This is a genomic window from Streptomyces sp. NPDC037100, from assembly GCF_055606225.1.
In genome coordinates this window covers 378,946-404,780 of sequence record NZ_JBVJSX010000007.1, presented here as the reverse complement: position 1 = coordinate 404,780, position 25,835 = coordinate 378,946, and the positions used below count along the sequence as shown (strand labels likewise).

Below are 25,835 nucleotides of genomic sequence, written 5' to 3'. Positions count from 1 at the left end.
CACAGATGATGGATCACCGCTGGGCCGAATGATCCATACGCCGTTGATCACGCCTTCGATCAAGCGAGGGCGCCGGGCCCCGGCCGCCGTGGCGCTGATCCTCGGGGCGGGCCTGCTGGCCGCACCGGCCGCCTCGGTGTCGCTCAGGCCAGGGCGACGAGATCCGCGTAGTCGGCGCCCCACAGGTCCTCGACGCCGTCCGGCAGCAGGATGATCCGCTCCGGCTGGAGCGCCTCGACCGCGCCCTCGTCGTGCGTGACGAGGACGACCGCGCCCTTGTAGGTGCGCAGCGCACCGAGGATCTCCTCGCGGCTGGCGGGGTCGAGGTTGTTGGTCGGCTCGTCGAGGAGCAGCACGTTCGCCGAGGACACCACGAGGGTGGCGAGGGCGAGGCGGGTCTTCTCCCCGCCGGAGAGGACGCCGGCCGGCTTGTCGACGTCGTCGCCGGAGAACAGGAACGAGCCGAGCGTCTTGCGGACCTCCACCAGGTCCAGGTCGGGGGCGGCGGAGCGCATGTTCTCCAGGACCGTGCGCTCCGGGTCGAGGGTCTCGTGCTCCTGGGCGTAGTAGCCGAGCTTGAGGCCGTGGCCCTCGATGACCTTGCCGGTGTCGGGCTTCTCGGCACCGCCGAGCAGGCGGAGCAGGGTCGTCTTGCCCGCGCCGTTGAGGCCGAGGATGACGACGCGCGAGCCCTTGTCGATGGCCAGGTCGACGTCGGTGAAGATCTCCAGCGATCCGTAGGACTTCGACAGCCCCTCGGCCATGAGCGGGGTCTTGCCGCAAGGGGAGGGCTCGGGGAAGCGCAGCTTGGCGACCTTGTCGGACTTCCGCTCGGCCTCCAGGCCGGCCAGCAACTTGTCCGCCCGGCGGGCCATGTTCTGCGCGGCGACGGTCTTGGTGGCCTTGGCCCGCATCTTGTCGGCCTGCGAATGCAGCGCGGAGGCCTTCTTCTCGGCGTTCTGCCGCTCGCGCTTGCGGCGCTTCTCGTCGGCCTCGCGCTGCTGCTGGTAGAGCTTCCAGCCCATGTTGTAGATGTCGATCTGGGCGCGGTTGGCGTCCAGGTAGAACACCTTGTTCACGACCGTCTCGACCAGGTCGACGTCGTGGGAGATCACGATGAAGCCGCCGCGATAGGTCTTCAGGTAGTCGCGCAGCCAGACGATCGAGTCGGCGTCGAGGTGGTTCGTGGGCTCGTCCAGCAGCAGGGTGTCCGCGTCGGAGAACAGGATGCGGGCCAGCTCGATACGGCGGCGCTGACCGCCGGAGAGGGTGTGCAGGGGCTGGCCGAGCACCCGGTCGGGCAGGTTGAGCGCGGCGGCGATGGTGGCGGCCTCGGCCTCGGCGGCGTACCCGCCCTTGGTGAGGAACTCCGTCTCCTGGCGCTCGTACTGCCTGAGCGCCTTCTCGCGGGTGGCGCCCTGGCCGTTGGCGATGCGCTGTTCGTTGTCACGCATCTTGCGGATCAGTACGTCCAGGCCGCGCGCGGACAGGATGCGGTCGCGGGCGAGGATGTCGAGGTCGCCGGTGCGGGGGTCCTGCGGGAGGTAGCCGACCTCGCCGGAGCGGGTGATGGTGCCGCCGGCGGGCATGCCCTCGCCCGCCAGGCACTTGGTGAGGGTGGTCTTCCCCGCGCCGTTGCGGCCGACCAGGCCGATGCGGTCGCCCTTGGCGATGCGGAACGAGGCGTTTTCGATGAGGACACGGGCACCGGCGCGCAGCTCGATACCGGAGGCGGAGATCACGGACAGACTCCAGGGCGGATACGGGGGCGGGATGGACGGCTGAGGACGTTCCCGCCGTCTAATGCGCGAGGAGAATGGCCATGGGGGACAGTCTAACGGGGGCGTGCAACCACTTTTTCTGTGTGCGGGTGTTCGATCACCGGCGGCCGGGCGCAAGGCCGTTGCCGGCGTCCGATGGAACACTGAGGGGGACAGCCCCGCGAGACACGAGGAAGTGATCGCCATGGCAGGCACGTCCGGCGGGCGTCCGAGCGTCTACCCGACGCTGTTGTACGCGGACGCGAAGGCGGCGATCCGGCAGCTCACGGAGGCCTTCGGCTTCACGGAGCTGTCGGTGTACGAGGGCGAGGACGGCTCGGTGCTGCACGCCGAGCTGGCGCAGGGCAACGGCGCGGTGATGGTGGGCACCAAGGGCCGGGGCGGCCTGTTCGACACGGCCATGAAGAACGCGGGCACCACGGGGGTGTACGTGGTGGTGGACGACGTGGACGGGCACCACCGCCACGCCGTGGATCACGGCGTGGAGGTGCTGATGCCCCCGACGGACCAGGACTACGGCTCGCGGGACTACATGGCCCGGGACCTCGAGGGCAACGTGTGGAGCTTCGGGACGTACGCGCCGGAGATCACGACGGGCTGACGTTCCCCAGGGCCCTAGTTGCCGCCGGTGTGCACCTGGAAGGCGGCCCGGCGGACCGCCTTGGCCAGGGCCGGGTCGGGGTGTGCGGCGGCGAGGGCGACCAGCACCTGCACGGTGCGCGGGTGCCCCACGGCGCGTACCTCGTCCAGGAGCCTCGGGATGGTCGGCTGCACCGCCGCCTCCAGGTGGCGCACCAGCAGCGGCGCCTCTCCGTGGTCGGCGACGGCGGCGGCGGTGTCCACCCACAGCCAGGTCGCCTCCTCGCGGGTGAGGACCTCGTGGGCGTCCTCGGGGTCGGCGCCGTCGTGCTCGGCCAGCCACAGCAGCGCGTACGGCCTGAGGGTGGGCTCGTCCAGCACGCCGCGGACGTCCGGCTCGGCGGGGGCGCCGACCACGCGCAGCGCCTCGAAGGCGAGACCGCGCAGCAGGGCGTCCTCGCCGCGGGCGGCACCCAGGAGCTCGGTGACGGCGCTGCCGACCGGTCGGGCGGCGAGCCAGGCCCGGTACTCGGCGCGGGCCGCGTTCGGGCGCAGCTGGGCGCACCCGCGGAGCATGTCGTCGGCGGCCTGCTCGATGTTCCCGGCGGGGCTCTGCGCGGCGACGCAGATCTGCTCCAGCTTGACCCAGACGGCCCAGCTGCCCAGGGGGGTGAGGGTGGCCTGGCCGTCGCCGTAGGTGAGGGCACCGACGGAGGCGAGGGCGCGCAGGGCCCAGTCGAGCAGCGGGGCGAGCGGGGCGTCTGTGGGCTCCGGTTCGGCCGACGGCTCGGGCTGGGGGCCGTAGGGGATCTCGCAGCGGGCGGTCCGCAGCTCGGTGACCCGCTGCTCCAGGAGGTCGAGGAGCTGCTCCACGGGGACGGGTCCGGCGGACAGCTGGAGGAAGGAGAGCGCCTGCGGCATGGCCGAGACGACCTCGGCGACGGCGGCGGGCTCGTGCTCGGCGGGCTCCGGGTAGGCGAGGGACCAGGCGTCGAAGAGCGCGACCCAGCCGCGCAGCACGGCACTGTCGTCACGGTCCCAGGCGCGCAGCCGCCAGCCGGGGCGGGCGCTGTCGCCGTGCACCTCGACGAGGCCGGCGAGGCGGGCGGTGTCCCAGTCGGCTCTGACCTGAGCCGGGGTCAGGCCCAGATCGCGGGCGGCCCGTTCGGCGGTCGCGTCGGAGAGGGTGGCCTTGCCGTCGTCGGTGGCGCTGTCCCGGCCGGGGCCGAGCGCGGCGTCCGCCCAACGGGCGACGCGGGCCGCGTCGGCAAGACCTGAGCGAGCCATTCTGGCCAGCTCCGCCGGTGCCGGGGTGCCCTCCGGGGGGCGCGGCGCGGGGCGGCGCGAGCGCCGCTGGTTCATCGCTGGGGGGGCGGCGGCCAGGGGTCGCGGGCGGACGAGTCGGAGCCTGGAGTCGCGCGGGATACGGGACGTCACGGGGGCAGTCTTCCGGTTGACGGTCCGAAAACCCAAACGGAATGTCACGGCGGGCGACGGGGATGGCCAACGCACCGGCTCGCGGGAGTGGTCGAGGGGCCGGGAATCGGCCAGTGGTACGACGCTAAACGGAATCGTGGCGACCGGTCCGCGGGAAGCGGGAAGAGACGTGGTTGCGACGGGGCGAAGGGGGCGTGAACGGGGGGTGCGTGAGAGGCCGCCGGGAAAGGCGCGGCGGCGGGTGAGCCGGAGAGGGGTCAGACAAGGGGCGTCAGGAAGCGCCGGAGCGCCTCCTCGTAGCCTTCCGGGTCGGCGTTCCACATGGCGCCGTGGGGGGCGTCGGCGACGGTGCGGAGGGCGACCAGGTCGGGGCGGGCTTCGGCGAGCCGGCGCGACAGCCGCCAGGGGGCGACGGTGTCGCCCGGCCCGTGGAGCACGAGCGCCGGGACGCGCAGCCCGTCGGAGGGGACCGTGCCCGCGACGCGGTCGCCGGTCAGGCCGGTGCGGCCCTCGGCGGCGCGGACCGCGAGCGGCAGCAGCGCGCCCGGGGTGCGGCGGGCCGAGGCGAGGGCGCGCAGGGTGGTCTCCCAGCTGAGTACCGGGGAGTCCAGGACGAGCCCGGAGACGCGGTCGCGCAGCCCCGAGTGCGCGGCGGCGTGCAGGGCCATGGTGGCGCCGGTGGACCAGCCGTGCAGGACGACCTTCCGGGCCCCGTAGCGCACGGCGTAGCGGATGGCCGCGTCGAGGTCGCGCCACTCGGTCTCGCCGAGGTGGTTCAGGCCGTCGGGCGGGCGCGGTGCGCCCAGGTCGCCGCGGTAGGCGAGGGCGAGCACCGGGAAGTGGCTGCGGTGCCAGAACCCCATGACGTTCATGGCGAGTTCCCGGGTGGTGCCCAGGCCGTGCACGGCGATCACCCAGGTGGTCCGCTTGCCCGGCACGAACCACGCGGGCAGCGCGCCGAGTTCGCCGGGGACGTCGACGTCGGCGTGTTCGAGTCCGAGGGCGGATCCGGGGGTGCCGACGTACACGTTCGGCGTGAGCCAGACCTTGTCCCCGGACCTCAGCGTGCCGTGCGTGACGCCCTCCAAGCGGCGCACGACGGTGTCGGCCGGGTGCTGGGCGCCGGTCAGGACGGGGCCGACGACGGCGTGGGAACCGTCGCCGGAGAGTCCGTAGCGGCCGGGGCGCAGGGCGGCGAGGTCCCGGGTGAGGCTGATCTGCCCGGCGGCGGTGCCGTGGACGGTGAGCCGGGGTTCGGTGGGCAGGGGCCTGCCGGGGGGCGCCTTGAGTGCGGCGTCGCTGGCGAGCCGGCCGGCGGCCACCGCGGCGACACCGGCCCCGATCACGGCGGTGACGGCAGCGGCCGTCGCTTTGGCAGTGCGCACGGCTCCAGTGTCCCGGCGGACGGCGCGGGCGACCAGTGGGAGGGAGCCCGGGAGTGATCTCCCACGACCAGCGGCAGCGAGCCGGGGGGATCTCCCACGACCAGCGGGAGGGGCCGGGGGTCTCCCACGACCAGCGGGAGGGGCCGGGGGTCTCCCACGACCAGCGGGAGGGGCCGGGGGTCTCCCACGACCAGCGGGAGGGGCCGGGGATCTCCCACGACCAGCGGGAGGGGCCGGGGGTCTCCCACGACCAGCGGGAGCGAGCCGGGGAGAACCCCCACGACCAGCGGGAGCGAGCCAGGGGGATGATCTCCGCGGCGGCCGGGGACGGCTCAGCCGCGCTGGCCGTAGCCGCGCAGGCGCTCCTCCACCTCCGTCAGCTGCTCCCGGGACAGCAGGCTCGGGGTCAGGCCGGGCACCGAGGAGGCGCTGAGCCACAGGCGGCACATCCACTCCAGCTGGGCGGTGCGGTCGTAGGCCTGGGCGAGGGTGCTGCCGTGGGTGAGGGTGCCGTGGTTCTGAAGCAGGCACCCGGAGCGGCCGGCGAGGGCCTGGAGCATGTTCTCGGCCAACTCGTCGCTGCCGTACGGGGCGTACGGGGCGACCCGGACGGGGCCGCCGAGCGCGGCGGCCATGTAGTGGATCAGCGGGAGCTCGGTCACGAGCGTCGAGACGGCCGTCGCGTGCACGGCGTGGGTGTGGACGACGGCCAGCGCGCCGGTCGTGCGGTAGACGGCGAGGTGCATGGGCAGCTCGCTGGTCGGGACGAGGGTGCCGAGGACCTGCCGGCCGTCGAGGTCGACGCCGGTCACGTCGTCCGGCGTCAGCCGGTCGTAGGGGACGCCGGTCGGCGTGACCAGGACGGTGTTCCCGACGCGCACCGAGACGTTGCCGGACGTGCCGACGACGAGTCCGTCCGAGACCGTCCGGCGGGCCGTCGTGACGAGGTCCTCCCAGGCGCGGACCACCTCGGGGCGCGCGGTCCCGCGGAGCGGCTCCCCGGCACCTGCCGCGCTCCCCTGTACGTCCGCCGTGCGCCGCTCGTCGCCTCGCTGCTCAGCCATGCGGCGATCCTGCCAGGCGGCGCTTCGCAGCGCCGCAGAAACGGGGGTACTTCGTACACAACGGCGGCGGCACCCGGCCGGGTGAACTGACACCCCTCGACGGGTCACTCGACCGGCTGAAGCGGTTCGCCCGCGGCCGCCGGCCGCCGGAGCGCCGGGCCGCCGGGCCGGGGCGGAATATCGACCCCCCGTTGCGGTCACCCCTGCGCCCCTCCCAGTTCATCTTCCGTTCACCCAGGTTCCCTACGTTCATCGAGCCAACAACCTCGAACGATTGCCTGGGTAAATGGAAAGCTTCTCGCTGATCCTCGCGATTGTGGTGGTAACCGCACTCGCGTTCGATTTCACGAACGGTTTCCACGACACCGCGAACGCGATGGCCACCACCATTTCCACGGGCGCCATGAGGCCCAAGGTTGCGGTGGCCATGTCCGCGGTCCTCAACCTGGTCGGCGCCTTCCTGTCCGTCGAAGTCGCCAACACGATCTCCAAAGGCCTCGTCGACGAGGCCGGCATCCGTCCCGAGGTCATCTTCGCCGCCTTGGTCGGCGCGATCCTCTGGAACCTGCTGACCTGGCTGGTCGGTCTGCCCTCCAGCTCCTCCCACGCCCTCATGGGCGGTCTGATCGGCGCCACGATCGCCTCGGCGGGCGTCGGCGCGGTGCACGGGGACGTGCTGGTCACCAAGGTGCTGATCCCGGCGATCGCCGCCCCGCTGGTCGCGGGCATCGCGGCGATGCTCGCCACGCGGCTGACGTACTCCCTCGGCAGCAAGGCCGACGACAAGGCGTCCAAGAAGGGCTACCGGGCCGGCCAGATCGCCTCCGCGGGCCTGGTCTCCCTGGCTCACGGCACCAACGACGCGCAGAAGACGATGGGTGTCATCACCCTCGCCCTGGTCGCCGGCGGCGCCGTCGCGCCCGACTCCGACCCGCCCATGTGGGTCATCCTCTCGGCGGGTCTCGCCATCGCGCTCGGCACCTACCTGGGCGGCTGGCGCATCATCCGGACCATGGGCAAGGGACTGACCGACCTCCAGCCGCAGCAGGGCTTCGCCGCCCAGACCTCCGCGGCTACGGTCATCCTGGCCTCCTCGCACCTCGGTTTCTCCCTGTCCACGACGCACTCGGTGTCCGGCTCGGTGATGGGTGCCGGGCTCGGCCGCAAGGGTGGCGTGGTCCGCTGGTCCACCGCGACGCGGATGTTCGTCGCCTGGGGTCTGACGCTGCCGGCGGCGGCCCTGGTGGCTGCTCTCGCCGAGTACGTCACCGGCTTCGGCAACTGGGGCACCGCCGTGGTGGCCGTCTTCCTCGTCGCCTCCAGCGCGGTGATCTGGAAGCTCTCGCGGCGTGAGATCGTCGACCACACCAACGTCAACGACACCGACGAGGTGGAGCCCGCGGGCGTGGTCACCACGGCGATGGCCGCGGTCACGCCGCCGCCGGCGGGTGGCACGGCCACGGCGTCGGAGGACCCGGTCCCCTCGTTCCCGTCGCAGGCCACCGCCGAGCGAACGCCGACCACGACCACCACGGTCTGACCCGCCACCGGTTACAAGGAAGAGTCTCCGATATGAAGATCGACTGGGCGGCCCTCGGCTCCGTCTTCGGCGTCAGCCTCGTGGTCACCGTGGCCCTCGTCGGCCTGTTCACCCTCGGCATCACCGGCCTGTCGCGCCGCGAGCGGGCGGTGGCGGAGGGCGGATCCGCGAGCCTCGCGGTCACCGGCGCGTACGCGTGCTTCGCGGCGTGTGCGGCGGCCGTGGGGTACGGGATCTATCTGATCGTGGCCTGACCGACCGCACGTCGTGTCCGCCGGGCGGCACGGGACTTCGGGTCCCGTGCCGCCCGGTCGTCGTGTGGGGGCAGGGGCGATGTGGGGTTCTCCACACTCTCCCCCCGCAGGTCAACGGCAAGTTGACGGCGGTTCCCGGCCATGGTGGACTGCCGGGGCCAGTACGGCGGCAGGAGAGGAAGCCGGTGCGAGTCCGGCGCGGTCCCGCCACTGTCACCGGGGTAGCAATCCCCGGGAGCCAGGAACTCTCACCGCCGGTCTCGTCGAACCAGGGCGTGGACACCCTGAGTGAGGACACATATCGCCATGCGCGGCTGCCGATCGAGGTTCACCACCCCACCCCTGCCCGCCCTCCTGGCCGGCTGAGCCCATGGGTGCCGGTCGCGTCTTCGCGTACGGCGCCGCCGCCGGTCTGATCGGTGACCTGCTGCTCGGTGATCCTCGCCGGGGGCATCCGGTCGCCGCGTTCGGACGGGCCGCGGGTGCCGTGGAACGAGTGCTGTGGCGGGACCACCGCGGGTGGGGCGCGCTGCACACCGCCGTGTGTGCCGGAGGGGCCGTCGCCCTCGGGTCCGTCGCCGCGCGTGCCGTGCGGACGTCCCCCGTCGCGGCCGTCGCACTGACCGGAGCCGCCACCTGGGCCGTCGTCGGGGGGACTTCACTCGCCCGGGAGGCGCGGACCATCGGGCGCGCTCTGGAGGCCGGGGACGTCGAGGCGGCCCGGGCGCGGCTGCCTCATCTGTGCGGGCGGGACCCGCAGGCCCTTGATGCCGACGGCATGGCCCGGGCCGTGGTCGAGTCCGTCGCCGAGAACACCTCCGACGCGGTGGTGGGGGCGCTCGTGTGGGGGGCCGTCGCAGGGGTGCCGGGGCTGCTCGGGTTCCGGGCCGTCAACACCCTGGACGCCATGGTCGGGCACAAGTCGGCCCGCTACCGCCGCTACGGGTGGGCTTCCGCGCGGCTGGACGACCTCGCCGGGTGGCCGGGAGCGCGGCTGACCGCCGTACTCTCCACCCTGGCCGGGCCGGATCCGCGGGGGGCCGTGCGGGCCTGGCGGGCCGATGCGGCCAAGCATCCGAGCCCCAACGCCGGGCCCGTGGAGGCCTCGTTCGCGGGGGCGCTCGGGGTGCGGCTCGGCGGGACGCTCTCCTACGGCGGGCGGGTGGAGCACCGGCCCGTGCTGAACACGCAGGGGCGTGCCGTGGGCACGCACGACGTCGAACGCGCCGTGCGGCTGTCGAAGCGCGTCACCTGGCTCGCGCTCGGGGTGTGCGCCGGGGCGCGGTTGCTCACAAGTGCGCGGGTGCTCAGCAGTGCGCCGTCGCTCAAGGGCGCGCGGTCGCCGAAGAGGGGGAAATGACATGAGCGGTGGGCTTCTCGTCGCCGGTACCACCTCCGACGCCGGCAAGAGCGTCGTGACCGCCGGGATCTGCCGGTGGCTGGTGCGCCAGGGCGTCAAGGTCGCGCCCTTCAAGGCGCAGAACATGTCCCTGAACTCCTTCGTGACGACGGAGGGGGCCGAGATCGGGCGGGCGCAGGCCATGCAAGCCCAGGCCTGCCGCATCGAGCCGACCGCGCTGATGAATCCGGTGCTGCTCAAGCCCGGCGGCGAGCAGAGCAGTCAGGTCGTGCTGCTGGGCAAGCCGGTCGGGGAGATGAGTGCGCGCGGCTACCACGGCGGCCGGCAACAGCGGTTGCTCGGTACGGTGCTGGACTGCCTGGAGCAGTTGCGGGGCACGTATGACGCGGTGATCTGTGAGGGGGCCGGTTCTCCCGCCGAGATCAATCTGCGGCGGACGGACATCGTGAACATGGGGATCGCCCGGAACGCCGGGCTGCCCGTACTCGTCGTCGGCGACATCGACCGGGGCGGTGTGTTCGCCTCGTTCTTCGGGACGGTGGCGCTGCTGTCGCCCGAGGACCAGGAGTGTGTCGCCGGGTTCCTCGTCAACAAGTTCCGCGGGGACGTCTCCCTGCTGGAGCCGGGCCTGGACATGCTGCACGGGCTCACCGGGCGGCGGACGTACGGCGTGCTGCCGTTCCGGCACGGGCTCGGGATCGACGAGGAGGACGGGCTCAGGGTCTCCCTGCGGGGGGCCGTGCGGGAGTCCGTCGTCGCCCCGCCCGTCGGCGAGGACGTGCTGCGCGTCGCGGTCTGTGCCGTGCCGCTCATGTCCAACTTCACCGACGTGGACGCGCTGGCCGCCGAACCGGGCGTCGTGGTGCGGTTCGTGGACCGGCCGGAGGAACTGTCCGACGCCGACCTCGTCATCGTGCCCGGCACCCGCGGGACGGTCCGGGCGCTGGAGTGGCTGCGGGAGCGCGGACTCGCCGAGGCCCTGGTCCGCAGGGCCGCCGACCAGCGGCCCGTGCTCGGCATCTGCGGCGGTTTCCAGATCCTCGGCGAACACATCGAGGACGACGTCGAGAGCCGCCGGGGTCACGTCGACGGGCTCGGAATCCTGCCCGTGCGGGTGCGGTTCGCCCGCGAGAAGACCCTCACCCGGCCGTCCGGGGAGGCCCTCGGGGAGCAGGTCGAGGGCTACGAGATCCACCACGGGGTCGCCGACGTCACGGCAGGGACTCCGTTCCTGGACGGCTGCCGGGTCGGCCAGACCTGGGGCACGCACTGGCACGGCTCGCTGGAGTCGGACGGCTTCCGGCGGGCCTTTCTGCGCGAGGTGGCGGCCGCCGCGGGCCGCCGTTTCGTGCCCGCGCCGGACACCTCGTTCGCCGCGCTGCGCGAGGAGCAGCTCGACCGGCTCGGCGACCTGATCGAACAGCACGCGGACACGGACGCGCTGTGGCGGCTCATCGAGTCCGGCGCGCCGCAAGGACTGCCCTTCATTCCACCGGGAGCACCCGCATGAGCACTGTGTTGTTGTTGTCGACCGCCGACACGGACCTGCTGGCGGCCCGAGCCGCCTCCGGTGCCGACTACCGGATCGGCAACCCCACCCGCGTGGACGTCCGGGAGGAGCTACCTGCCCTGCTGGACGGGGCGGGCATCGCCGTCGTCCGGCTGCTCGGCGGCAAGCGGGCCTGGGAGGACGGGCTCGCCGCGCTGAAGGCCTCCGGCATCCCCACCGTGCTGCTCGGCGGCGAGGCCGTGCCGGACGCGGAGCTGATGGCCGAGTCGTCCGTACCGGCCGGTGTCGTCGCGGAGGCGCTGAGGTACCTCGTGGAGGGCGGGCCGGACAACCTCACCGAACTCGCCCGGTTCCTCTCCGACACCGTGCTGCTGACGGGCGAGGGGTTCGTCGAGCCGCGGAAGATGCCGGAGTACGGCGTCCACGGCGAGCGTGAGCTCGTGCCGGGCCGTCCGACCGTCGGCGTGCTCTTCTACCGGGCCCACGAGCTGAGCGGCAACACCGCCTTCGTCGACACCCTGTGCGACGCGATCGAGGCGCGCGGTGCCAACGCGCTGCCCGTGTACTGCGGTTCGCTGCGCGGGGCGGACGAGGGGCTCTACGAGATCCTCGGGCAGGCGGACACCCTGGTCGCCACCGTGCTCGCCGCCGGCGGCACCCACGCCTCGCAGGCCTCGGCGGGCGGCGACGAGGAGGCCTGGGACATCGGCGCCCTCGCCGAGCTGGACATCCCGGTGCTGCAGGGCCTGTGCCTGACGTCCTCGCGGCAGGCCTGGGCGGACTCCGACGCCGCCCTCTCCCCCATGGACGCCGCGATGCAGGTGGCCATCCCGGAGTTCGACGGGCGGCTGATCACCGTGCCGTTCTCCTTCAAGGAGCAGGGCCCGGACGACGTGCCCGTCTACGTCGCGGACCCGGAGCGTGCGGGGCGCGTCGCCGGCATCGCCGTACGGCACGCGCGACTGCGGCACAAGGAGAACGCCGAGAAGAAGCTCGCGCTGGTCTTCACCGCCTACCCGACCAAGCACTCGCGGGTCGGCAACGCGGTCGGGCTGGACACCCCGGCCTCGGCGGTGCGGGTGCTGGACGCGCTGCGGGACGCCGGGTACGTCGTCGAGGGGCATCCGGACGAGGGTGACGAGCTGATCCACCGGCTCATCAACGCCGGCGGGCACGACGTGGAGTGGCTGACGGAGGAGCAGCTGGCCGCCGCGCCCGCGCGGGTGCCGCTGGCCGACTACCGGGCGTGGTTCGAGAAGCTCGACCCGGAGCTGAAGGACGCCATGACCGAGGCGTGGGGCGAGCCGCCCGGCAGTCTCTACGTCGACGGCGACGACATCGTGCTGGCGTCCCTGCAGTTCGGGAACGTCGTCGTGATGATCCAGCCGCCGCGCGGTTTCGGTGAGAACCCGATCGCGATCTACCACGACCCGGACATGCCGCCGTCCCACCACTACATGGCGGCCTACCGGTGGCTGGAGAACAGCTTCGGCGCGGACGCCATCGTCCACATGGGCAAGCACGGCACGATGGAGTGGCTGCCCGGCAAGGGCCTCGGGCTCAGCGGCGGCTGCGCCCCGGACGCGGTCCTCGGGGACCTGCCGCTGATCTACCCGTTCATCGTCAACGACCCGGGCGAGGGCACCCAGGCCAAGCGCCGCGGGCACGCCACGGTCGTCGACCACCTCGTGCCGCCGATGGCCCGCGCCGACACCTACGGCGACCTGGCCAAGCTGGAGCAGCTCCTCGACGAGTACGCGCTGGTCTCGGACCTGGACCCGACGAAGGCCCCGACCGTGCGCGCCCAGATCTGGACGCTGGTCAAGGCGGCCGAACTCCACCACGACCTGCACGTCGACGAGCAGCCGGACGACGAGGAGTTCGACGAGTTCGTCATGCACATCGACGGCTATCTGTGCGAGATCAAGGACGTGCAGATCCGTGACGGCCTGCACATCCTGGGCGGCGGGCCGGTCGGCGAGCCGCGCGTCAACCTCGTGCTGGCCGTGCTGCGCGCCTCGCAGGTGTGGGGCGGACAGGCCAACGCGCTGCCGGGGCTGCGGGCCTCGCTGGCGGAGCACTTCGGGCTGGTGGAGAAGGAGTTGCTGGCCGAGCCGGGCGCCCCGGTGAAGGTGCCCGTCGAACTGACGGACCTGGTCGAGGGCCCGTCCCGCAGCGCCGCCGACGCGATCGACCTGCTGGAGCAGCTGTGCCGGCGGATCGCGGAGGGCATGGAGGAGCGCGGCTGGGCGGTCGACGGGAGCGCGCCGCTGGTCCGGGAGGTCCTCGGCACCGAACTGCCCGAGGCCGTCGCCGTGCTGGAGTTCGCCTGCACCGAGGTCGTGCCCCGGCTGGAGAAGACCACCGACGAGATCGGGCACATCCTGCGGGCGCTGCGGGGCGGTTACGTCCCGGCCGGCCCGTCCGGTTCGCCGACCCGCGGGCTGGTCAACGTCCTGCCGACGGGCCGCAACTTCTACTCCGTCGACCCCAAGGCCATTCCGTCCCGGCTGAGCTGGGAGGTCGGGCAGTCGCTCGCGGACTCGCTGGTGCAGCGGTATCTGCAGGACACCGGTGAGTACCCGACGTCCGTCGGCCTGACGGTGTGGGGCACCTCGGCGATGCGCACCCAGGGCGACGACATCGCCGAGATCCTGGCGCTGCTGGGCTGCCGGCCTGTGTGGGACGACGCCTCGCGGCGCGTGACCGGCTTCGAGGTGGTGCCCCTGGCGGAGCTCGGCCGGCCGCGCATCGATGTGACGGTCCGCATCTCGGGCTTCTTCCGGGACGCGTTCCCGCACGTGGTGGGCCTGATCGACGACGCCGTCCGCACGGTCGCCGAGCTGGACGAGCCCGCCGAGTCCAACTACGTCCGGGCGCACGCCGACCAGGACACCGCCGAGCACGGCGACCGCCGCCGCGCCACGGCCCGCATCTTCGGCTCCAAGCCGGGGGCGTACGGGGCCGGTCTGCTGCCGCTGATCGACGCCCGCAACTGGCGCTCCGACGCGGACCTCGCCGAGGTGTACGCGGTGTGGGGCGGCTACGCCTACGGCCGCGGGCTCGACGGCCGGGCCGCGCGCGGGGACATGGAGACGGCGTTCAAGCGGATCGCCGTCGCCGCGAAGAACGTCGACACCCGCGAGCACGACCTGGTCGACGCCGACGACTACTTCCAGTACCACGGCGGCATGGTCGCCATGGTGCGGCACCTGACGGGCGCGAGCCCCGAGGCGTACGTCGGTGACTCGGCCACCCCGGACCAGGTGAAGACCCGCACGCTCGGCGAGGAGACGCACCGCGTCTTCCGCGCCCGGGTGGTCAACCCGCGCTGGATGGCGGCCATGCGGCGCCACGGCTACAAGGGCGCCTTCGAGATGGCGGCGACCGTGGACTACCTGTTCGGGTACGACGCCACGGCCGGGGTCGTGGACGACTGGATGTACGAGAAGCTCAGCGCCGAGTACGTCTTCGACCCGGAGAACCGGGACTTCATGAAGAAGTCCAACCCCTGGGCGCTGCGCGGCATCACCGAGCGGCTGCTGGAGGCCGCCGACCGCGGACTGTGGGCCGAGCCCGACGCGGAGACGCTGGAGCGGCTGCGCGCCACCTACCTGGAACTCGAAGGCGACTTGGAGGGCGACGAGAAGTGACCACCCCCTTTCCGTTCACGGCCGTCGTCGGCCAGGACGACCTGCGGCTCGCGCTGCTGCTGAACGCGGTGTCCCCGGCGGTCGGCGGTGTGCTGGTGCGCGGCGAGAAGGGCACGGCCAAGTCGACGGCCGTGCGGGCGCTGTCGGCGCTCATGCCCACGCTGGACGTCGTCTCCGGCTGCCGCTTCTCCTGCGACCCCGGCTCCCCCGACCCCGGCTGCCCGGACGGGCCGCACGAGCCGGGGGCGTTCGAGACCCGGGCCGCGCGCATGGTCGAACTGCCCGTCGGCGCCTCCGAGGACCGGCTGGTGGGCGCGCTGGACATCGAGCGGGCCCTGTCCGAGGGCGTGAAGGCCTTCGAGCCGGGCCTGCTGGCCGACGCGCACCGCGGGATCCTCTACGTCGACGAGGTGAACCTCCTCCACGACCACCTGGTCGACCTGCTGCTGGACGCCGCCGCGATGGGCGCCTCCTACGTCGAGCGCGAGGGCGTCTCCGTGCGGCACGCCGCCCGCTTCCTGCTCGTCGGCACCATGAACCCCGAAGAGGGCGAGCTGCGGCCGCAGTTGCTCGACCGGTTCGGGCTGACCGTGGAGGTCGCGGCCTCCCGGGAGCCGGACCAGCGGGTGGAGGTCGTCCGGCGGCGCCTCGCCTACGACGACGACCCGGCCGCCTTCGCCGCGCGCTGGGCCGAGGAGGAGGCCGCCGTACGGGCGCGGATCGTCGCGGCGCGGGAGCTGCTTCCCTCCGTGCGGCTGGGCGACGGGGCGCTGCGGCAGATCGCGGCGACCTGCGCGGCCTTCGAGGTGGACGGCATGCGCGCGGACATCGTGATGGCGCGGACCGCCACGGCGCTGGCGGCCTGGGCCGGGCGTACGGACGTGCTCGCGGAGGACGTCCGGCAGGCGGCGCTGCTCGCGCTGCCGCACCGGCGGCGGCGCAACCCCTTCGACGCGCCGGGGCTCGACGAGGACAAGCTCGACGAGACCCTGGAGGAGTTCGGCGGCTCGGACGACGACGATCCGGACCCGGACCCCGGGCCGGACGGGCCCGGCGGAGGCGGCGGCGGAGGCGGCGGACAGCCGGAGCCCGACGACGCGCCCCAGGGCGGCGACGACACCGCGGCCCGGCCCGAGGCCGGCGAGAACGGGCAGCCGCAGCCCTCGGGGGCCGGTGAGCAGTCGGCCGTACGGGCTTCCGAGCCGTTTCGCACCAAGGTGCTGAGCGTGCCCGGGATCGGCGAGGGCGCCGCCGGGCGGCGGTCCCGGGCACGGACCGAGCACGGGCGGACGACCGGGGCCCGGCGGCCGCGGGGCGCGCTCACCAAGCTGCACCTGGCGGCGACCGTGCAGGCGGCGGCGCCGCACCAGCGGGCGCGCGGACGGTCCGGGCCGGGCCTGGTCGTGCGCCGGGACGACCTGCGGCAGGCCACCCGCGAGGGGCGCGAGGGCAATCTCGTGCTGTTCGTCGTGGACGCCTCCGGTTCGATGGCGGCACGGCAGCGGATGAGCGCCGTGAAGGGCGCCGTGCTGTCGCTGCTGCTGGACGCCTACCAGCGGCGCGACAAGGTGGGCCTGGTGACCTTCCGCGGTACGGAGGCGGACGTCGCGCTGCCGCCGACCTCGTCGGTGGACGCGGCGGCGGCCCGGCTGGAGACGCTGCCGACGGGCGGGCGTACGCCGCTCGCGGCGGGGCTGCTACGCGCGCATGACGTGCTGCGCGTGGAGCGGCTGCGCGATCCGGCGCGGCGGCCGCTGGTCGTGCTGGTGACGGACGGGCGCGCCACCGGCGGCCCGGAGCCGGTCGCCCTGGCCGGGCGTGCGGCCCGGCTGTTCGCCGCCGACGGGGTCGCCTCGGTCGTCGTGGACTGCGAGTCGGGGCCGGTGCGGCTGGGGCTGGCCGGGCAGCTCGCGGGTGAGCTGGGCGGTACGGCGGTGACATTGGACGAGCTGCGCGCGGACAGCATCGCCGGGCTCGTGAAGGACGTGCAGAGGAGGGCCGCGTAATGCCGCAGGGACAGCCGAGTGTGGTGCCGGACGACGGACTGACGACCCGCCAGCGGCGGAACCGGCCGCTGGTCGTCGTCCACACGGGCGTCGGCAAGGGCAAGTCCACCGCCGCCTTCGGGCTCGCGCTGCGGGCCTGGAACCAGGGGTGGCCGATCGGGGTGTTCCAGTTCGTCAAGTCGGCGAAGTGGAAGGTCGGCGAGGAGAACGCGCTGCGGGTGCTGGGCGCCAGCGGTGAGGGCGGGTCCGTCGACTGGCACAAGATGGGCGAGGGCTGGTCCTGGGTGCAGCGCGATGCCCAGATGGACAACGAGGAGAAGGCCCGGGAGGGCTGGGAACAGGTCAAGCGGGACCTGGCCGCCGAGACGTACAAGCTGTACGTGCTCGACGAGTTCGCCTACCCGATGCACTGGGGGTGGGTGGACACGGACGAGGTGATCTCCGTGCTGCGCGACCGGCCCGGGACGCAGCACGTCGTCATCACCGGGCGGAACGCGCCCGACAAGCTCGTCGACTTCGCCGATCTCGTGACCGACATGTCCAAGGTCAAGCACCCCATGGACGTGGGCCAGAAGGGCCAGAAGGGCATCGAGTGGTGAGTGTTTCCGTCCCTCGGCTGGTCATCGCCGCGCCCTCCTCGGGCAGCGGCAAGACCACCGTTGCCACGGGGTTGATGGCCGCGTTCGCCGCGCGGGGGCTCGCCGTGTCCCCGCACAAGGTCGGGCCGGACTACATCGACCCCGGGTACCACGCGCTCGCGACCGGGCGGGTGGGACGGAACCTCGACGCGTACCTGTGCGGGCCCGAGCTGGTCGGGCCGCTGTTCCTGCACGGGGCACGAGGGTGTGACATCGCCGTCGTCGAGGGCGTGATGGGGTTGTACGACGGGGCCGCGGGCGAGGGTGAGCTCGCGTCCACGGCCCATGTCGCGAAGCTGTTGCGGGCGCCGGTGGTGCTGGTCGTGGACGCGTCGTCGCAGTCCCGTTCGGTGGCGGCGCTGGTACACGGGTTCGCCTCCTGGGATCCGGAGGTGCGGGTCGGGGGCGTGATCCTGAACAAGGTCGCCTCGGACCGGCACGAGGAGTTGCTGCGGGAGGCGTTGGAGCAGGCCGGGGTGCCGGTGCTGGGGGTGTTGCGGCGGGCTGCGCAGGTGGACACGCCGTCGCGGCACCTGGGGCTGGTGCCGGTCGCCGAGCGGCACGCTGCCGCGGTGGAGGCGGTTGCGGCGATGGCGGCACAGGTCTTGGACGGTTGTGATCTGAGGGCGTTGGAAGCGCTGGCGCGTGCTGCCGGTGCCGTACCAGGGGACTCGGCCCCCTGGACCCCCGCCTCGCCCGCCCACCACCCGACTCGGTCGGACGAAAGGCGAGCGACTCCCGCCGACCCGACGCGGTCGGACGAACGACGGGCAACCCCCGCCGACCCGGCCCGGTCGGACGAACGACGGGCGACCCCCGCCGACCCGGCGCGGCCGGACGAGCAGCGTGCGCCCGTCGTCGCCGTTGCCGGTGGGCCCGCCTTCACGTTCTCCTATGCCGAGCACACCGAGCTTCTCTCCGCCGCCGGGGCCGAGGTCGTCACCTTCGATCCGCTGCGGGACGAGGAACTGCCCGAGGGGACCGCCGGGTTGGTGATCGGGGGCGGGTTCCCCGAGGTGTACGCCGCCGAGCTGTCCGCCAACGAACCCCTGCGCAAGGCCGTCGCCGCGCTGGCAGCAAGCGGCGCTCCCGTGGCCGCCGAGTGCGCCGGGCTGCTGTATCTGTGCCGGGAGCTGGACGGGCTGCCGATGTGCGGGGTGCTGGATGCCCGGGCGCGGATGACCGAGCGGCTCACACTGGGCTACCGGGACGCAGTGGCCCTGGGCGACAGTGTGCTCGCGGCGGCCGGGACGCGGATGCGGGGGCACGAGTTCCACCGGACCGTCGTGGAGCCCGGCTCGGGGGCGGAAGCCGCCTGGGGGGTCCGCGGGCCCCGGCCACGGGTCGAAGGTTTTGTACAGCGCGGTGTGCACGCGAGCTATCTGCACACGCACTGGGCGTCCGAGCCCGGTGTCGCCCGTCGGTTCGTGGAGAGGTGCCGGACGTCATGAGCAGCAGGCTGGTCGGAGTCGGGGTCGGGCCCGGGGATCCGGAACTGGTGACCGTCAAGGGCGTCAACGCCCTGCGGGAAGCCGAGGTCGTGGTGGTGCCCGTGATGGCCGCGCCCGACGGGAAGGACGGCGGGGAGCGCGGGCGGGCCGAGGCGACCGTGTTGCACTACGTGCCCGAGGAGAAGGTCGTCCGGGTCGTGTTCGCGCTGAACGAGCGCAGCGACCGGGAGCGGCGCGAGGCAGCCTGGGACGCGGCCGGCGAGCGGGTCGCCGAGTTGCTGCGGCGGCATCCGTCGGTGGCCTTCGCGACCATCGGGGACCCCAACGTGTACTCGACGTTCACCTACCTCGCGCAGACCATCGCCGGGCTCGTGCCGGGGACCGTCGTCGAGACGGTGCCGGGTATCACCGCCATGCAGGACCTCGCCGCCCGGTCGGGTGCCGTGCTGACCGAGGGGACCGAGCCGCTCACGCTCGTGCCCGTCACCGCCGGGGCGGCCGTGCTGAAGGACGCCCTGGCCGGGCCCGGGACCGTGGTCGCCTACAAGTTCGGGCGGCAGGCGCACGAGGTCGCCGAGGCGCTGCGGGAGACCGGGCGGCTCGGCGACGCCGTGTGGGGGTCGGCGCTCGGCCTGCCGGAGGAGTCCGTACGCCGGGCCGCCGAGCTCGACGACACGCCCCTGCCCTATCTGTCGACGCTCATCGCACCCGCCCGGCGCGACGGCGGACGCGGCGGAAAGCTCTGACGCGCCCGTCCCCCTCGCCCCTCCCCCGTTCCACCCCCTGTACGAGAGGACCCATCCCATGGCCGACGCCCCCGCCGGCAAAGTGACCTTCGTCGGCGCCGGTCCCGGCGCCGCCGACCTGCTGACGTTCCGCGCCGCGCGCGCCATCGCCGAGGCCGACGTCGTGATCTGGGCGGCCAGCCTGGTCCAGGAGGAGGTCCTGGAGCACGCCCGCGAGGGCGCGGAGATCCTCGACTCGGCGACCATGTCCCTGGAGGACGTCGTCGCCGTGTACGAGCGGGCCCGCGGTGAGGGGCTGAAGGTCGCCCGGATCCACTCCGGCGACCCGGCCCTGTGGGGCGGCACGCAGGAGCAGGTCGACCGCTGTGCCGAGATCGGCATCGCGACCGAGATCGTGCCCGGGGTGTCCTCCTTCTCGGCCGTCGCGGCGCTCGCGCAGCGCGAGCTGACCATCCCGGAGGTGGCGCAGTCGGTCGTGCTGACCCGGCTCGGCGGCGGCAAGACGCCCATGCCGCCCGGGGAGGAGGTCCGGGAGTTCGCCAAGCACGGCACGACCATGGCGGTGTTCCTCTCCGCCGCCCGCAGCGGGCAGCTCGTGCGGGAGCTGCTGGAGGGCGGCTACCCGACGACGACCCCGGTCGTCGTGGCGTACCAGGCGACCTGGCCGGAGGAGCTGGTCGTGAAGTGCACGATCGGCACGCTGGAGGAGACGGTCAAGGAACACAAACTCTGGAAGCACACCCTGTTCCTGGTCGGCCCGGCGCTCGACGCGCACGGCACCCGCTCGCACCTGTACCACCCGGGTCACTTCCACGGCTACCGCAAGGCCGACCCGGAGGCCCGCCGGGCGCTGCGCGAGCGGGGGGCGAGTACGTGATCACGGTGGTCGGCGCGGGGACGGGGGCGGCGCCTTCCGGCGACGTCCTCGCCGGTGCCGAGCTGATCGTGGGCGGGCGGCGGCATCTCGACGCCGTACAGCTGCCCGAGACCGCGGAGCGGGTCGTGCTCGGGCCTCTCGCGCCGGCCCTCGACACCATCGGCGAGTACGTCGCGAAGGACCGTCCCGTTGCGGTACTGGCCTCCGGCGACCCCGGGTTCTTCGGGATCGTGCGGGTGCTGGCCGAGCGGTTCGGGCCGGAGCGGCTGGACGTGCGGCCCGGAGTGTCGTCCGTCGCCGCCGCGTTCGCGCGGATCGGGCTGCCGTGGGACGACGCCGTGGTGGTGAGCGCCCATGGGCGACAGCTGCGGACGGCCGTCAACATGTGCCGGGCGCAGGCGAAGACGGCCGTGCTGACCGGCCCGGGCGCGGGCCCGGCGGAGCTGGGCGCCGCGTTGCGGGACGTGGCACGGGTGCTGGTCGTCGCCTCCGGCCTCGGCTCGCGGGCGGAGCGGGTGGAGCGGGTGACGCCCGCCGAGGCCGCCGCCCGGGACTGGGGCACGGCGGTGAACGTGGTGCTGTGCCTGGACGAGGCACGGGCGCTCGGCCCCGTACGGACGGTCGCGGGGCCCGGTGAACGGCCCGCCGGCTGGGCTCTGGACGAGGCGGAGTTCACCCACCGGGACTCGATGATCACCAAGTTCGAGGTGCGGGCGCTGGCCCTGGCCCGGCTGGGACCGCGCCCCGGTGACCTGGTGTGGGACGTGGGCGCGGGCTCGGGGTCCGTGGCCGTGGAGTGCGCGCGGCTGGGTGCGGCCGTCACCGCCGTGGAGAAGACCGCGGACGGGGTGGAGCGGGTCCGCGCCAACGCCGCCGCGCACGGTGTCGACGTGAACGTGGTGCGGGGCGCGGCACCGGACGCGCTGGCGGATCTCGCCGAGGAGCCCGACGCCGTGTTCGTGGGGGGTGGCGGGCGTGAACTGCCCGCCATCGTCGCCGCGTGCGCGCGGCGTGCCCGGCGCGCGGTGGTCGTCGCGATGGCGGCGCTCGACCGGGTGCCGGCCGCACGCGAGGCCCTGACGAGCGCCGGTCTCTCCTGCGACGGCGTGCTGCTGCAGTCGTCGCGGCTGGCGCCGCTGCCCGGGGACGTGACCCGGCTCGCGGCGACCAACCCCGTTTTCCTGCTGTGGGGCGTCCGGCCTCCGGCAGCTGTCGAAGAATTCGAAGAAGGAGTCGCTCAGTGATCGGCCTCATTTCCGCCACGGCGGCGGGAGCGGCTGCGCGGGACCGGCTGGCCGCCGCGTGGCCGGACCGCACCCGTGTCTACGAAGGTCCCGTCGGGGACGCCGTACGGACCGCGTTCGCGCAGTGCGAGCAGCTCGTGTGCTTCCTGGCGACGGGGGCGGTGGTGCGGCTGGTGGCACCGCTGCTGTCCGGCAAGACCGAGGACCCGGGCGTGGTGTGCGTCGACGAGGGCGGGCGGTTCGCCGTGTCCCTGCTGGGCGGGCACGCGGGCGGAGCCAACGAACTGGCCCGCGAGGTGGGTGACCTGCTGGGTGCCGAACCGGTGGTGACGACGGCCACGGACGCCGTGGGCCTGCCGGGCCTGGACACTCTCGGGCTGCCCGTGGAGGGCGATGTGGCCGGGGTGTCGCGGGCGCTGCTGGACGGTGAGGCGGTGGCTCTGCGGGCCGAGGTGGCCTGGCCGCTGCCCCCGCTGCCGGTGGCGGAGGAGGGGGCGTACACGATCCGGCTCACCGACCGGCTCGTGACGGCGGCCGACCGCGAGGTCGTGCTGCGTCCGCCGACCCTGGTCGTCGGGGTCGGGGCGTCGAAGGGCGCCCCCGTGGAGGAGGTCCTCGGGCTGGTCCGGGGCGCCCTGCGGGAGGCCGGGCTGTCCGAGGCGTCCGTCGCCGAGCTGGCCACCGTCGACGCCAAGGCCGGTGAGCCCGGCATCGTCGAGGCCGCGGGGCGGCTCGGGGTGCCGCTGGTGACGTACTCCCCCGAGGAGCTGGCCGGGGTCGACGTGCCCAACCCGTCCGACGCGCCGCTCGCGGCCGTGGGCACCCCGTCGGTGGCGGAGGCCGCCGCGCTCGTCGGCGGGGGCGAACTCCTCGTTCCCAAGCGGAAGTCCGCCGCGAGCCCGGCCATGGCGACCTGTGCCGTCGTACGTCGGCCGGGGCGCGGACGGCTCGCGGTGGTCGGGCTCGGGCCCGGCGCGCGGGATCTGCTGACGCCGCGTGCGCAGGCCGAACTGCGGCGGGCTTCCGTGCTGGTGGGGCTCGACCAGTACGTCGACCAGATCCGTGATCTGCTGCGGCCCGGCACCCGGATCCTGGAGTCGGGGCTCGGCGCCGAGGAGGAGCGGGCACGCACGGCGGTCGAGGAGGCCCGCAAGGGGCAGGCCGTCGCGCTGATCGGAAGCGGGGACGCGGGCGTCTACGCCATGGCCTCGCCCGCGCTCGCCGAGGCCTCCGACGACATCGACGTGGTCGGTGTGCCCGGCGTGACGGCCGCGCTCGCGGCCGGTGCGATCCTGGGCGCCCCGCTGGGCCACGACCACGTGTCGATCAGCCTGTCCGACCTGCACACGCCGTGGGAGGTCATCGAGCGGCGGGTGCGGGCGGCTGCCGAGGCGGACATCGTGGTCACCTTCTACAACCCCCGTTCCCGCGGCCGCGACTGGCAGCTCCCCAAGGCGCTGGGCATCCTCGCCGAGCACCGGACACCGCAGACGCCGGTCGGTGTGGTGCGCAACGCCTCGCGTCCGGACGAGTCCAGCCGGCTCACCACGCTGGGCGCCCTCGACCCGGCGACGGTCGACATGATGACGGTCGTGACCGTGGGCAACACGGCGACCCGGGACATCGCGGGGCGCATGGTGACCCCGCGCGGCTACCGCTGGCAGACAGGGCAGGAGGGGGCCGAGTGAACCGCGTCGTCCATCCCATCGAGGTGGAGTCCTACCGGCGCATGCGCGCCCGGCTGGACACCTCGCACTTCCCGCCGCTGACCCGGGCGGTCGTGGAGCGGGTCGTCCACTCCGCCGCCGACCTCGACTACGCCGCCGACCTCGTCATGGACGAGACCGACCTGGAGAAGGCGCACGCGGCGCTCCACGCGGGGGCGCCCGTGGTCGTGGACGTGGCGATGGTCGGCGCGGGCATCACCCGGCGCGAGACCGTCTGCCGCCTCGGGGACGCCGAGTCCGGTCCCGGTCTGACCCGGTCCGCGCACGCCATCCGGCTCGCTTACGAGCAGGTCGGCCCCGGCGCCCTCTGGGTGATCGGCAACGCGCCGACCGCGCTGGAGGAGCTCCTGACGCTCGACGCCGACCCCGCGCTCGTCATCGGACTGCCCGTCGGGTTCGTCGGAGCCGTCGAATCGAAGGCCGCGCTGCGCGAGAGCGGACTGCCCGCCGTGAGCAACGTGTCCGAGAAGGGCGGGTCGGCGGTCGCCGCCGCCGCGCTCAACGCCCTGCTGTACCACCCCACTTCCGCCGAGGAGAAACTGTGACCACCCCGCCCGCCCTGCTCATCGCCGGCCACGGCACCCGGGACGACGCCGGAGCCGAGGCGTTCCGCGACTTCGTACGGCGGCTGGGAGCCCGGCACCCCGAACTGCCCGTCGCGGGCGGCTTCATCGAGCTGTCCCCGCCGCCGCTGGGCGAGGCCGTCACCGAGCTGGTGGAGCAGGGCGTGCGGCGGTTCGCCGCCGTCCCGCTGATGCTGGTGTCCGCCGGGCACGCCAAGGGCGACATCCCGGCGGCCCTGGCCCGCGAGAAGGAGCGGCACCCGGGCATCTCGTACACGTACGGGCGCCCGCTCGGTCCGCACCCGGCACTGCTGAACGTGCTGGAGCGGCGGCTGGACGAGGCCCTGGGGTCGGCGGGCCGCACGCCCGGCGACCGGGCCGACGTGACGGTGCTGCTGGTCGGGCGCGGCTCCACGGACCCGGACGCCAACGCCGAGGTGCACAAGGCGGCCCGGCTGCTGTGGGAGGGACGCGGGTACGCCGGCGTCGAGACGGCGTTCGTGTCGCTGGCGGCGCCGGACGTGCCGAGCGGGCTGGACCGCTGTGTGCGGCTGGGCGCGCGGCGGATCGTGGTCCTGCCCTACTTCCTGTTCACGGGCATCCTGCCGGACCGGGTGCGGCACCAGACGGAGGGCTGGGCGGCCGCGCACCCGGAGGTCGAGGTGCTGTCGGCCGACGTCATCGGGCCGGAGCCGGAGCTGCTGGACCTGGTGTGGGAGCGGTACGAGGAGGCCGTCAAGGGCGACCTGCGGATGAACTGCGACTCGTGCGTGTACCGCATCGCGCTGCCGGGCTTCGAGGACAAGGTGGGCATGCCGCAGCAGCCGCACTTCCACCCGGACGACGACGACCACCACCACGGGCACGGTCACGGGCACCACCACGGCGCTCACTCGCATGCGCACTGAGAGCGGGCACGATCTGCGTCACCACGGTGACGCGGAGGTCCGGGACGACGGCGGCTCGCTCGTCGACCTCGCCGTGAACGTCCGCGCGGACACGCCTCCGGTGTGGCTGCGGGAGCACATCGCCGCGTCGCTGGGCGGGCTCGCGGCCTACCCGGACGGGCGGGCCGCGCGGGCGGCGGTGGCCGCGCGGCACGGGCTGCCGGTGGAGCGGGTGCTGCTGACGGCCGGGGCGGCGGAGGCGTTCGTGCTGCTGGCGCGGGCGCTGAAGGTGCGCCGGCCGGTCGTCGTGCATCCCCAGTTCACGGAGCCGGAGGCGGCGCTGCGGGACGCGGGGCACACGGTCGGCCGGGTGCTGCTGCGGGAGACGGACGGCTTCCGGCTGGACCCGGCGGCCGTCCCCGAGGACGCGGACCTCGTGGTGATCGGCAACCCGACGAACCCCACGTCGGTGCTGCACCCGGCGGACGCGATCGCCGGACTCGCCCGGCCCGGGCGGGTGCTGGTGGTGGACGAGGCGTTCATGGACGCGGTGCCGGGCGAGAGCGAGGCCCTGGCGGGCCGTGTCGACGTGCCGGGCCTTGTGGTGCTGCGCAGCCTGACCAAGACCTGGGGGCTGGCCGGGCTGCGGATCGGATACGTGCTGGCGGCGCCGGAGACCGTCGAGGAGCTCCAGCGGGCACAGCCGCTGTGGCCGGTGTCCACACCGGCGCTGGCCGCGGCCGAGGCGTGCGTGGGTCCGCGGGCTGTGGCGGAGGCGGCCCACGCGGCGCACCGCATCGCCGCGGACCGCGCCCATCTGCTGACCGGCCTGGCCCGTTTCGCCCCGGCGGGGCTACGGGTGGCCGGGCCCGCGCAGGGCCCCTTCGTCCTGGTCCGCCTGCCCCGGGCGTCCGCCGTCCGCCGGCGCCTGCGCGACCTCGGCTGGGCCGTGCGCCGCGGGGACACGTTCCCCGGGCTGGACGAGGAGTGGCTGCGGCTCGCGGTACGGGACCGCAGGACGACCGACGGGTTTCTGGAGGCACTGGAGCGGGTGCTGGAGGACTGAGCCCGGGTTTCTGGAGGCACACCCTCGGGGCCGACACCGCGGCACCCTCGGGGCCGACACCGCGGCA

The 25,835-nt window shown here is 73.9% G+C and carries 20 protein-coding genes and 1 riboswitch; of the genes, 16 read left to right on the top strand and 4 right to left on the bottom strand.

All coding sequences use genetic code 11. The features are described from left to right. Nucleotides 1–143 precede the first annotated feature (143 nt). Nucleotides 144–1,742: an ABC-F family ATP-binding cassette domain-containing protein gene (locus ACZ7EG_RS24870; RefSeq protein ID WP_471082872.1), complete on the bottom strand. Its 1,599-nt coding sequence runs from the start codon at nucleotides 1,740–1,742 to the stop codon at nucleotides 144–146. A gap of 223 nt (nucleotides 1,743–1,965) precedes the next feature. Here ACZ7EG_RS24870 and ACZ7EG_RS24865 point away from each other — a divergent pair, with 223 nt between their 5' ends. Continuing rightward, the gene (locus ACZ7EG_RS24865) at nucleotides 1,966–2,382 is read left to right on the top strand and encodes a VOC family protein (RefSeq protein WP_471082869.1); all 417 of its coding nucleotides are present in this window, start codon (nucleotides 1,966–1,968) and stop codon (nucleotides 2,380–2,382) included. Between the two features lie 14 nt (nucleotides 2,383–2,396). On the opposite strand, the gene ACZ7EG_RS24860 is transcribed toward ACZ7EG_RS24865, so the two are convergent. The 3 genes from ACZ7EG_RS24860 to ACZ7EG_RS24850 form a co-directional block, all read right to left on the bottom strand. Beyond that, on the bottom strand, nucleotides 2,397–3,797 hold the full coding sequence (locus ACZ7EG_RS24860; RefSeq protein ID WP_471082866.1) for a hypothetical protein: 1,401 nt from the start codon (nucleotides 3,795–3,797) through the stop codon (nucleotides 2,397–2,399). 257 nt (nucleotides 3,798–4,054) lie between these two features. Continuing rightward, nucleotides 4,055–5,182 carry an alpha/beta hydrolase family protein gene (locus tag ACZ7EG_RS24855; protein ID WP_471082863.1) on the bottom strand — a complete coding sequence of 376 codons (1,128 nt, stop codon included), beginning with the start codon at nucleotides 5,180–5,182 and terminating at the stop codon, nucleotides 4,055–4,057. Nucleotides 5,183–5,514: 332 nt separating this feature from the next. Beyond that, on the bottom strand, nucleotides 5,515–6,246 hold the full coding sequence (locus ACZ7EG_RS24850) for a class II aldolase/adducin family protein (RefSeq protein ID WP_471082860.1): 732 nt from the start codon (nucleotides 6,244–6,246) through the stop codon (nucleotides 5,515–5,517). 286 nt (nucleotides 6,247–6,532) lie between these two features. On the opposite strand from ACZ7EG_RS24850, the gene ACZ7EG_RS24845 reads away from it, so the two are divergent. From ACZ7EG_RS24845 to cobC, 15 genes are all read left to right on the top strand, one after another. After that, a complete protein-coding gene (locus ACZ7EG_RS24845; protein ID WP_471082857.1) occupies nucleotides 6,533–7,786 on the top strand; it encodes an inorganic phosphate transporter in 1,254 nt (417 codons plus the stop codon). 32 nt (nucleotides 7,787–7,818) lie between these two features. Continuing rightward, nucleotides 7,819–8,040, top strand: coding sequence for a hypothetical protein (locus tag ACZ7EG_RS24840; protein ID WP_175431774.1), 222 nt, complete (start codon nucleotides 7,819–7,821; stop codon nucleotides 8,038–8,040). A 112-nt stretch (nucleotides 8,041–8,152) separates the two neighbouring features. Beyond that, nucleotides 8,153–8,310: riboswitch (cobalamin riboswitch) on the top strand. Nucleotides 8,311–8,410: 100 nt separating this feature from the next. Then, entirely contained in the window at nucleotides 8,411–9,400 is a 990-nt protein-coding gene (locus ACZ7EG_RS24835) for a cobalamin biosynthesis protein (RefSeq protein WP_471082854.1), read from the top strand. 1 nt (nucleotide 9,401) lies between these two features. Next, nucleotides 9,402–10,910, top strand: coding sequence for a cobyric acid synthase (locus ACZ7EG_RS24830; protein ID WP_471082851.1), 1,509 nt, complete (start codon nucleotides 9,402–9,404; stop codon nucleotides 10,908–10,910). Further along, the gene (gene cobN / locus ACZ7EG_RS24825) at nucleotides 10,907–14,563 is read left to right on the top strand and encodes a cobaltochelatase subunit CobN (protein ID WP_471082848.1); all 3,657 of its coding nucleotides are present in this window, start codon (nucleotides 10,907–10,909) and stop codon (nucleotides 14,561–14,563) included. Before ACZ7EG_RS24830 ends, cobN begins: the two co-directional genes overlap by 4 nt. Then, complete coding sequence (locus tag ACZ7EG_RS24820) at nucleotides 14,560–16,569, top strand: putative cobaltochelatase (protein WP_471082845.1); 2,010 nt, start codon at nucleotides 14,560–14,562, stop codon at nucleotides 16,567–16,569. Before cobN ends, ACZ7EG_RS24820 begins: the two co-directional genes overlap by 4 nt. Then, nucleotides 16,569–17,168 (top strand): cob(I)yrinic acid a,c-diamide adenosyltransferase, encoded by a 600-nt coding sequence (gene cobO, locus ACZ7EG_RS24815; protein WP_471082842.1) that lies wholly within the window; start codon nucleotides 16,569–16,571, stop codon nucleotides 17,166–17,168. The genes ACZ7EG_RS24820 and cobO overlap by 1 nt, the downstream gene beginning before the upstream one ends. Then, nucleotides 17,165–18,658, top strand: coding sequence for a cobyrinate a,c-diamide synthase (locus ACZ7EG_RS24810; protein ID WP_471082838.1), 1,494 nt, complete (start codon nucleotides 17,165–17,167; stop codon nucleotides 18,656–18,658). The genes cobO and ACZ7EG_RS24810 overlap by 4 nt, the downstream gene beginning before the upstream one ends. Beyond that, a complete protein-coding gene (gene cobI / locus ACZ7EG_RS24805) occupies nucleotides 18,655–19,404 on the top strand; it encodes a precorrin-2 C(20)-methyltransferase (protein ID WP_471082834.1) in 750 nt (249 codons plus the stop codon). Before ACZ7EG_RS24810 ends, cobI begins: the two co-directional genes overlap by 4 nt. A 58-nt stretch (nucleotides 19,405–19,462) precedes the next feature. Beyond that, complete coding sequence (gene cobM, locus ACZ7EG_RS24800; RefSeq protein WP_391895631.1) at nucleotides 19,463–20,281, top strand: precorrin-4 C(11)-methyltransferase; 819 nt, start codon at nucleotides 19,463–19,465, stop codon at nucleotides 20,279–20,281. Further along, the gene (gene cbiE, locus ACZ7EG_RS24795; protein WP_471082831.1) at nucleotides 20,278–21,525 is read left to right on the top strand and encodes a precorrin-6y C5,15-methyltransferase (decarboxylating) subunit CbiE; all 1,248 of its coding nucleotides are present in this window, start codon (nucleotides 20,278–20,280) and stop codon (nucleotides 21,523–21,525) included. Before cobM ends, cbiE begins: the two co-directional genes overlap by 4 nt. Then, nucleotides 21,522–23,213 carry a precorrin-3B C(17)-methyltransferase gene (gene cobJ / locus ACZ7EG_RS24790; RefSeq protein ID WP_471082828.1) on the top strand — a complete coding sequence of 564 codons (1,692 nt, stop codon included), beginning with the start codon at nucleotides 21,522–21,524 and terminating at the stop codon, nucleotides 23,211–23,213. Before cbiE ends, cobJ begins: the two co-directional genes overlap by 4 nt. Further along, entirely contained in the window at nucleotides 23,210–23,797 is a 588-nt protein-coding gene (locus ACZ7EG_RS24785; RefSeq protein WP_471082825.1) for a precorrin-8X methylmutase, read from the top strand. The genes cobJ and ACZ7EG_RS24785 overlap by 4 nt, the downstream gene beginning before the upstream one ends. Next, nucleotides 23,794–24,723, top strand: coding sequence for a sirohydrochlorin chelatase (locus ACZ7EG_RS24780; protein ID WP_189589933.1), 930 nt, complete (start codon nucleotides 23,794–23,796; stop codon nucleotides 24,721–24,723). The genes ACZ7EG_RS24785 and ACZ7EG_RS24780 overlap by 4 nt, the downstream gene beginning before the upstream one ends. Then, nucleotides 24,713–25,768: an Rv2231c family pyridoxal phosphate-dependent protein CobC gene (gene cobC / locus ACZ7EG_RS24775; protein WP_471082822.1), complete on the top strand. Its 1,056-nt coding sequence runs from the start codon at nucleotides 24,713–24,715 to the stop codon at nucleotides 25,766–25,768. Before ACZ7EG_RS24780 ends, cobC begins: the two co-directional genes overlap by 11 nt. Nucleotides 25,769–25,835 lie beyond the last annotated feature (67 nt).

What these genes read in the sequence shown, in the direction of transcription:
- ACZ7EG_RS24865 (WP_471082869.1), top strand. Translation starts at nt 1,966, where the DNA reads ATGGCAGGCACGTCCGGCGGGCGTCCGAGCGTCTACCCGACGCTGTTG.
- ACZ7EG_RS24850 (WP_471082860.1), bottom strand. Translation starts at nt 6,246, where the DNA reads ATGGCTGAGCAGCGAGGCGACGAGCGGCGCACGGCGGACGTACAGGGG.
- ACZ7EG_RS24845 (WP_471082857.1), top strand. Translation starts at nt 6,533, where the DNA reads ATGGAAAGCTTCTCGCTGATCCTCGCGATTGTGGTGGTAACCGCACTC.
- ACZ7EG_RS24840 (WP_175431774.1), top strand. Translation starts at nt 7,819, where the DNA reads ATGAAGATCGACTGGGCGGCCCTCGGCTCCGTCTTCGGCGTCAGCCTC.
- ACZ7EG_RS24835 (WP_471082854.1), top strand. Translation starts at nt 8,411, where the DNA reads ATGGGTGCCGGTCGCGTCTTCGCGTACGGCGCCGCCGCCGGTCTGATC.
- ACZ7EG_RS24830 (WP_471082851.1), top strand. Translation starts at nt 9,402, where the DNA reads ATGAGCGGTGGGCTTCTCGTCGCCGGTACCACCTCCGACGCCGGCAAG.
- cobN (WP_471082848.1), top strand. Translation starts at nt 10,907, where the DNA reads ATGAGCACTGTGTTGTTGTTGTCGACCGCCGACACGGACCTGCTGGCG.
- cobO (WP_471082842.1), top strand. Translation starts at nt 16,569, where the DNA reads ATGCCGCAGGGACAGCCGAGTGTGGTGCCGGACGACGGACTGACGACC.
- cobI (WP_471082834.1), top strand. Translation starts at nt 18,655, where the DNA reads ATGAGCAGCAGGCTGGTCGGAGTCGGGGTCGGGCCCGGGGATCCGGAA.
- cobM (WP_391895631.1), top strand. Translation starts at nt 19,463, where the DNA reads ATGGCCGACGCCCCCGCCGGCAAAGTGACCTTCGTCGGCGCCGGTCCC.
- cobC (WP_471082822.1), top strand. Translation starts at nt 24,713, where the DNA reads ATGCGCACTGAGAGCGGGCACGATCTGCGTCACCACGGTGACGCGGAG.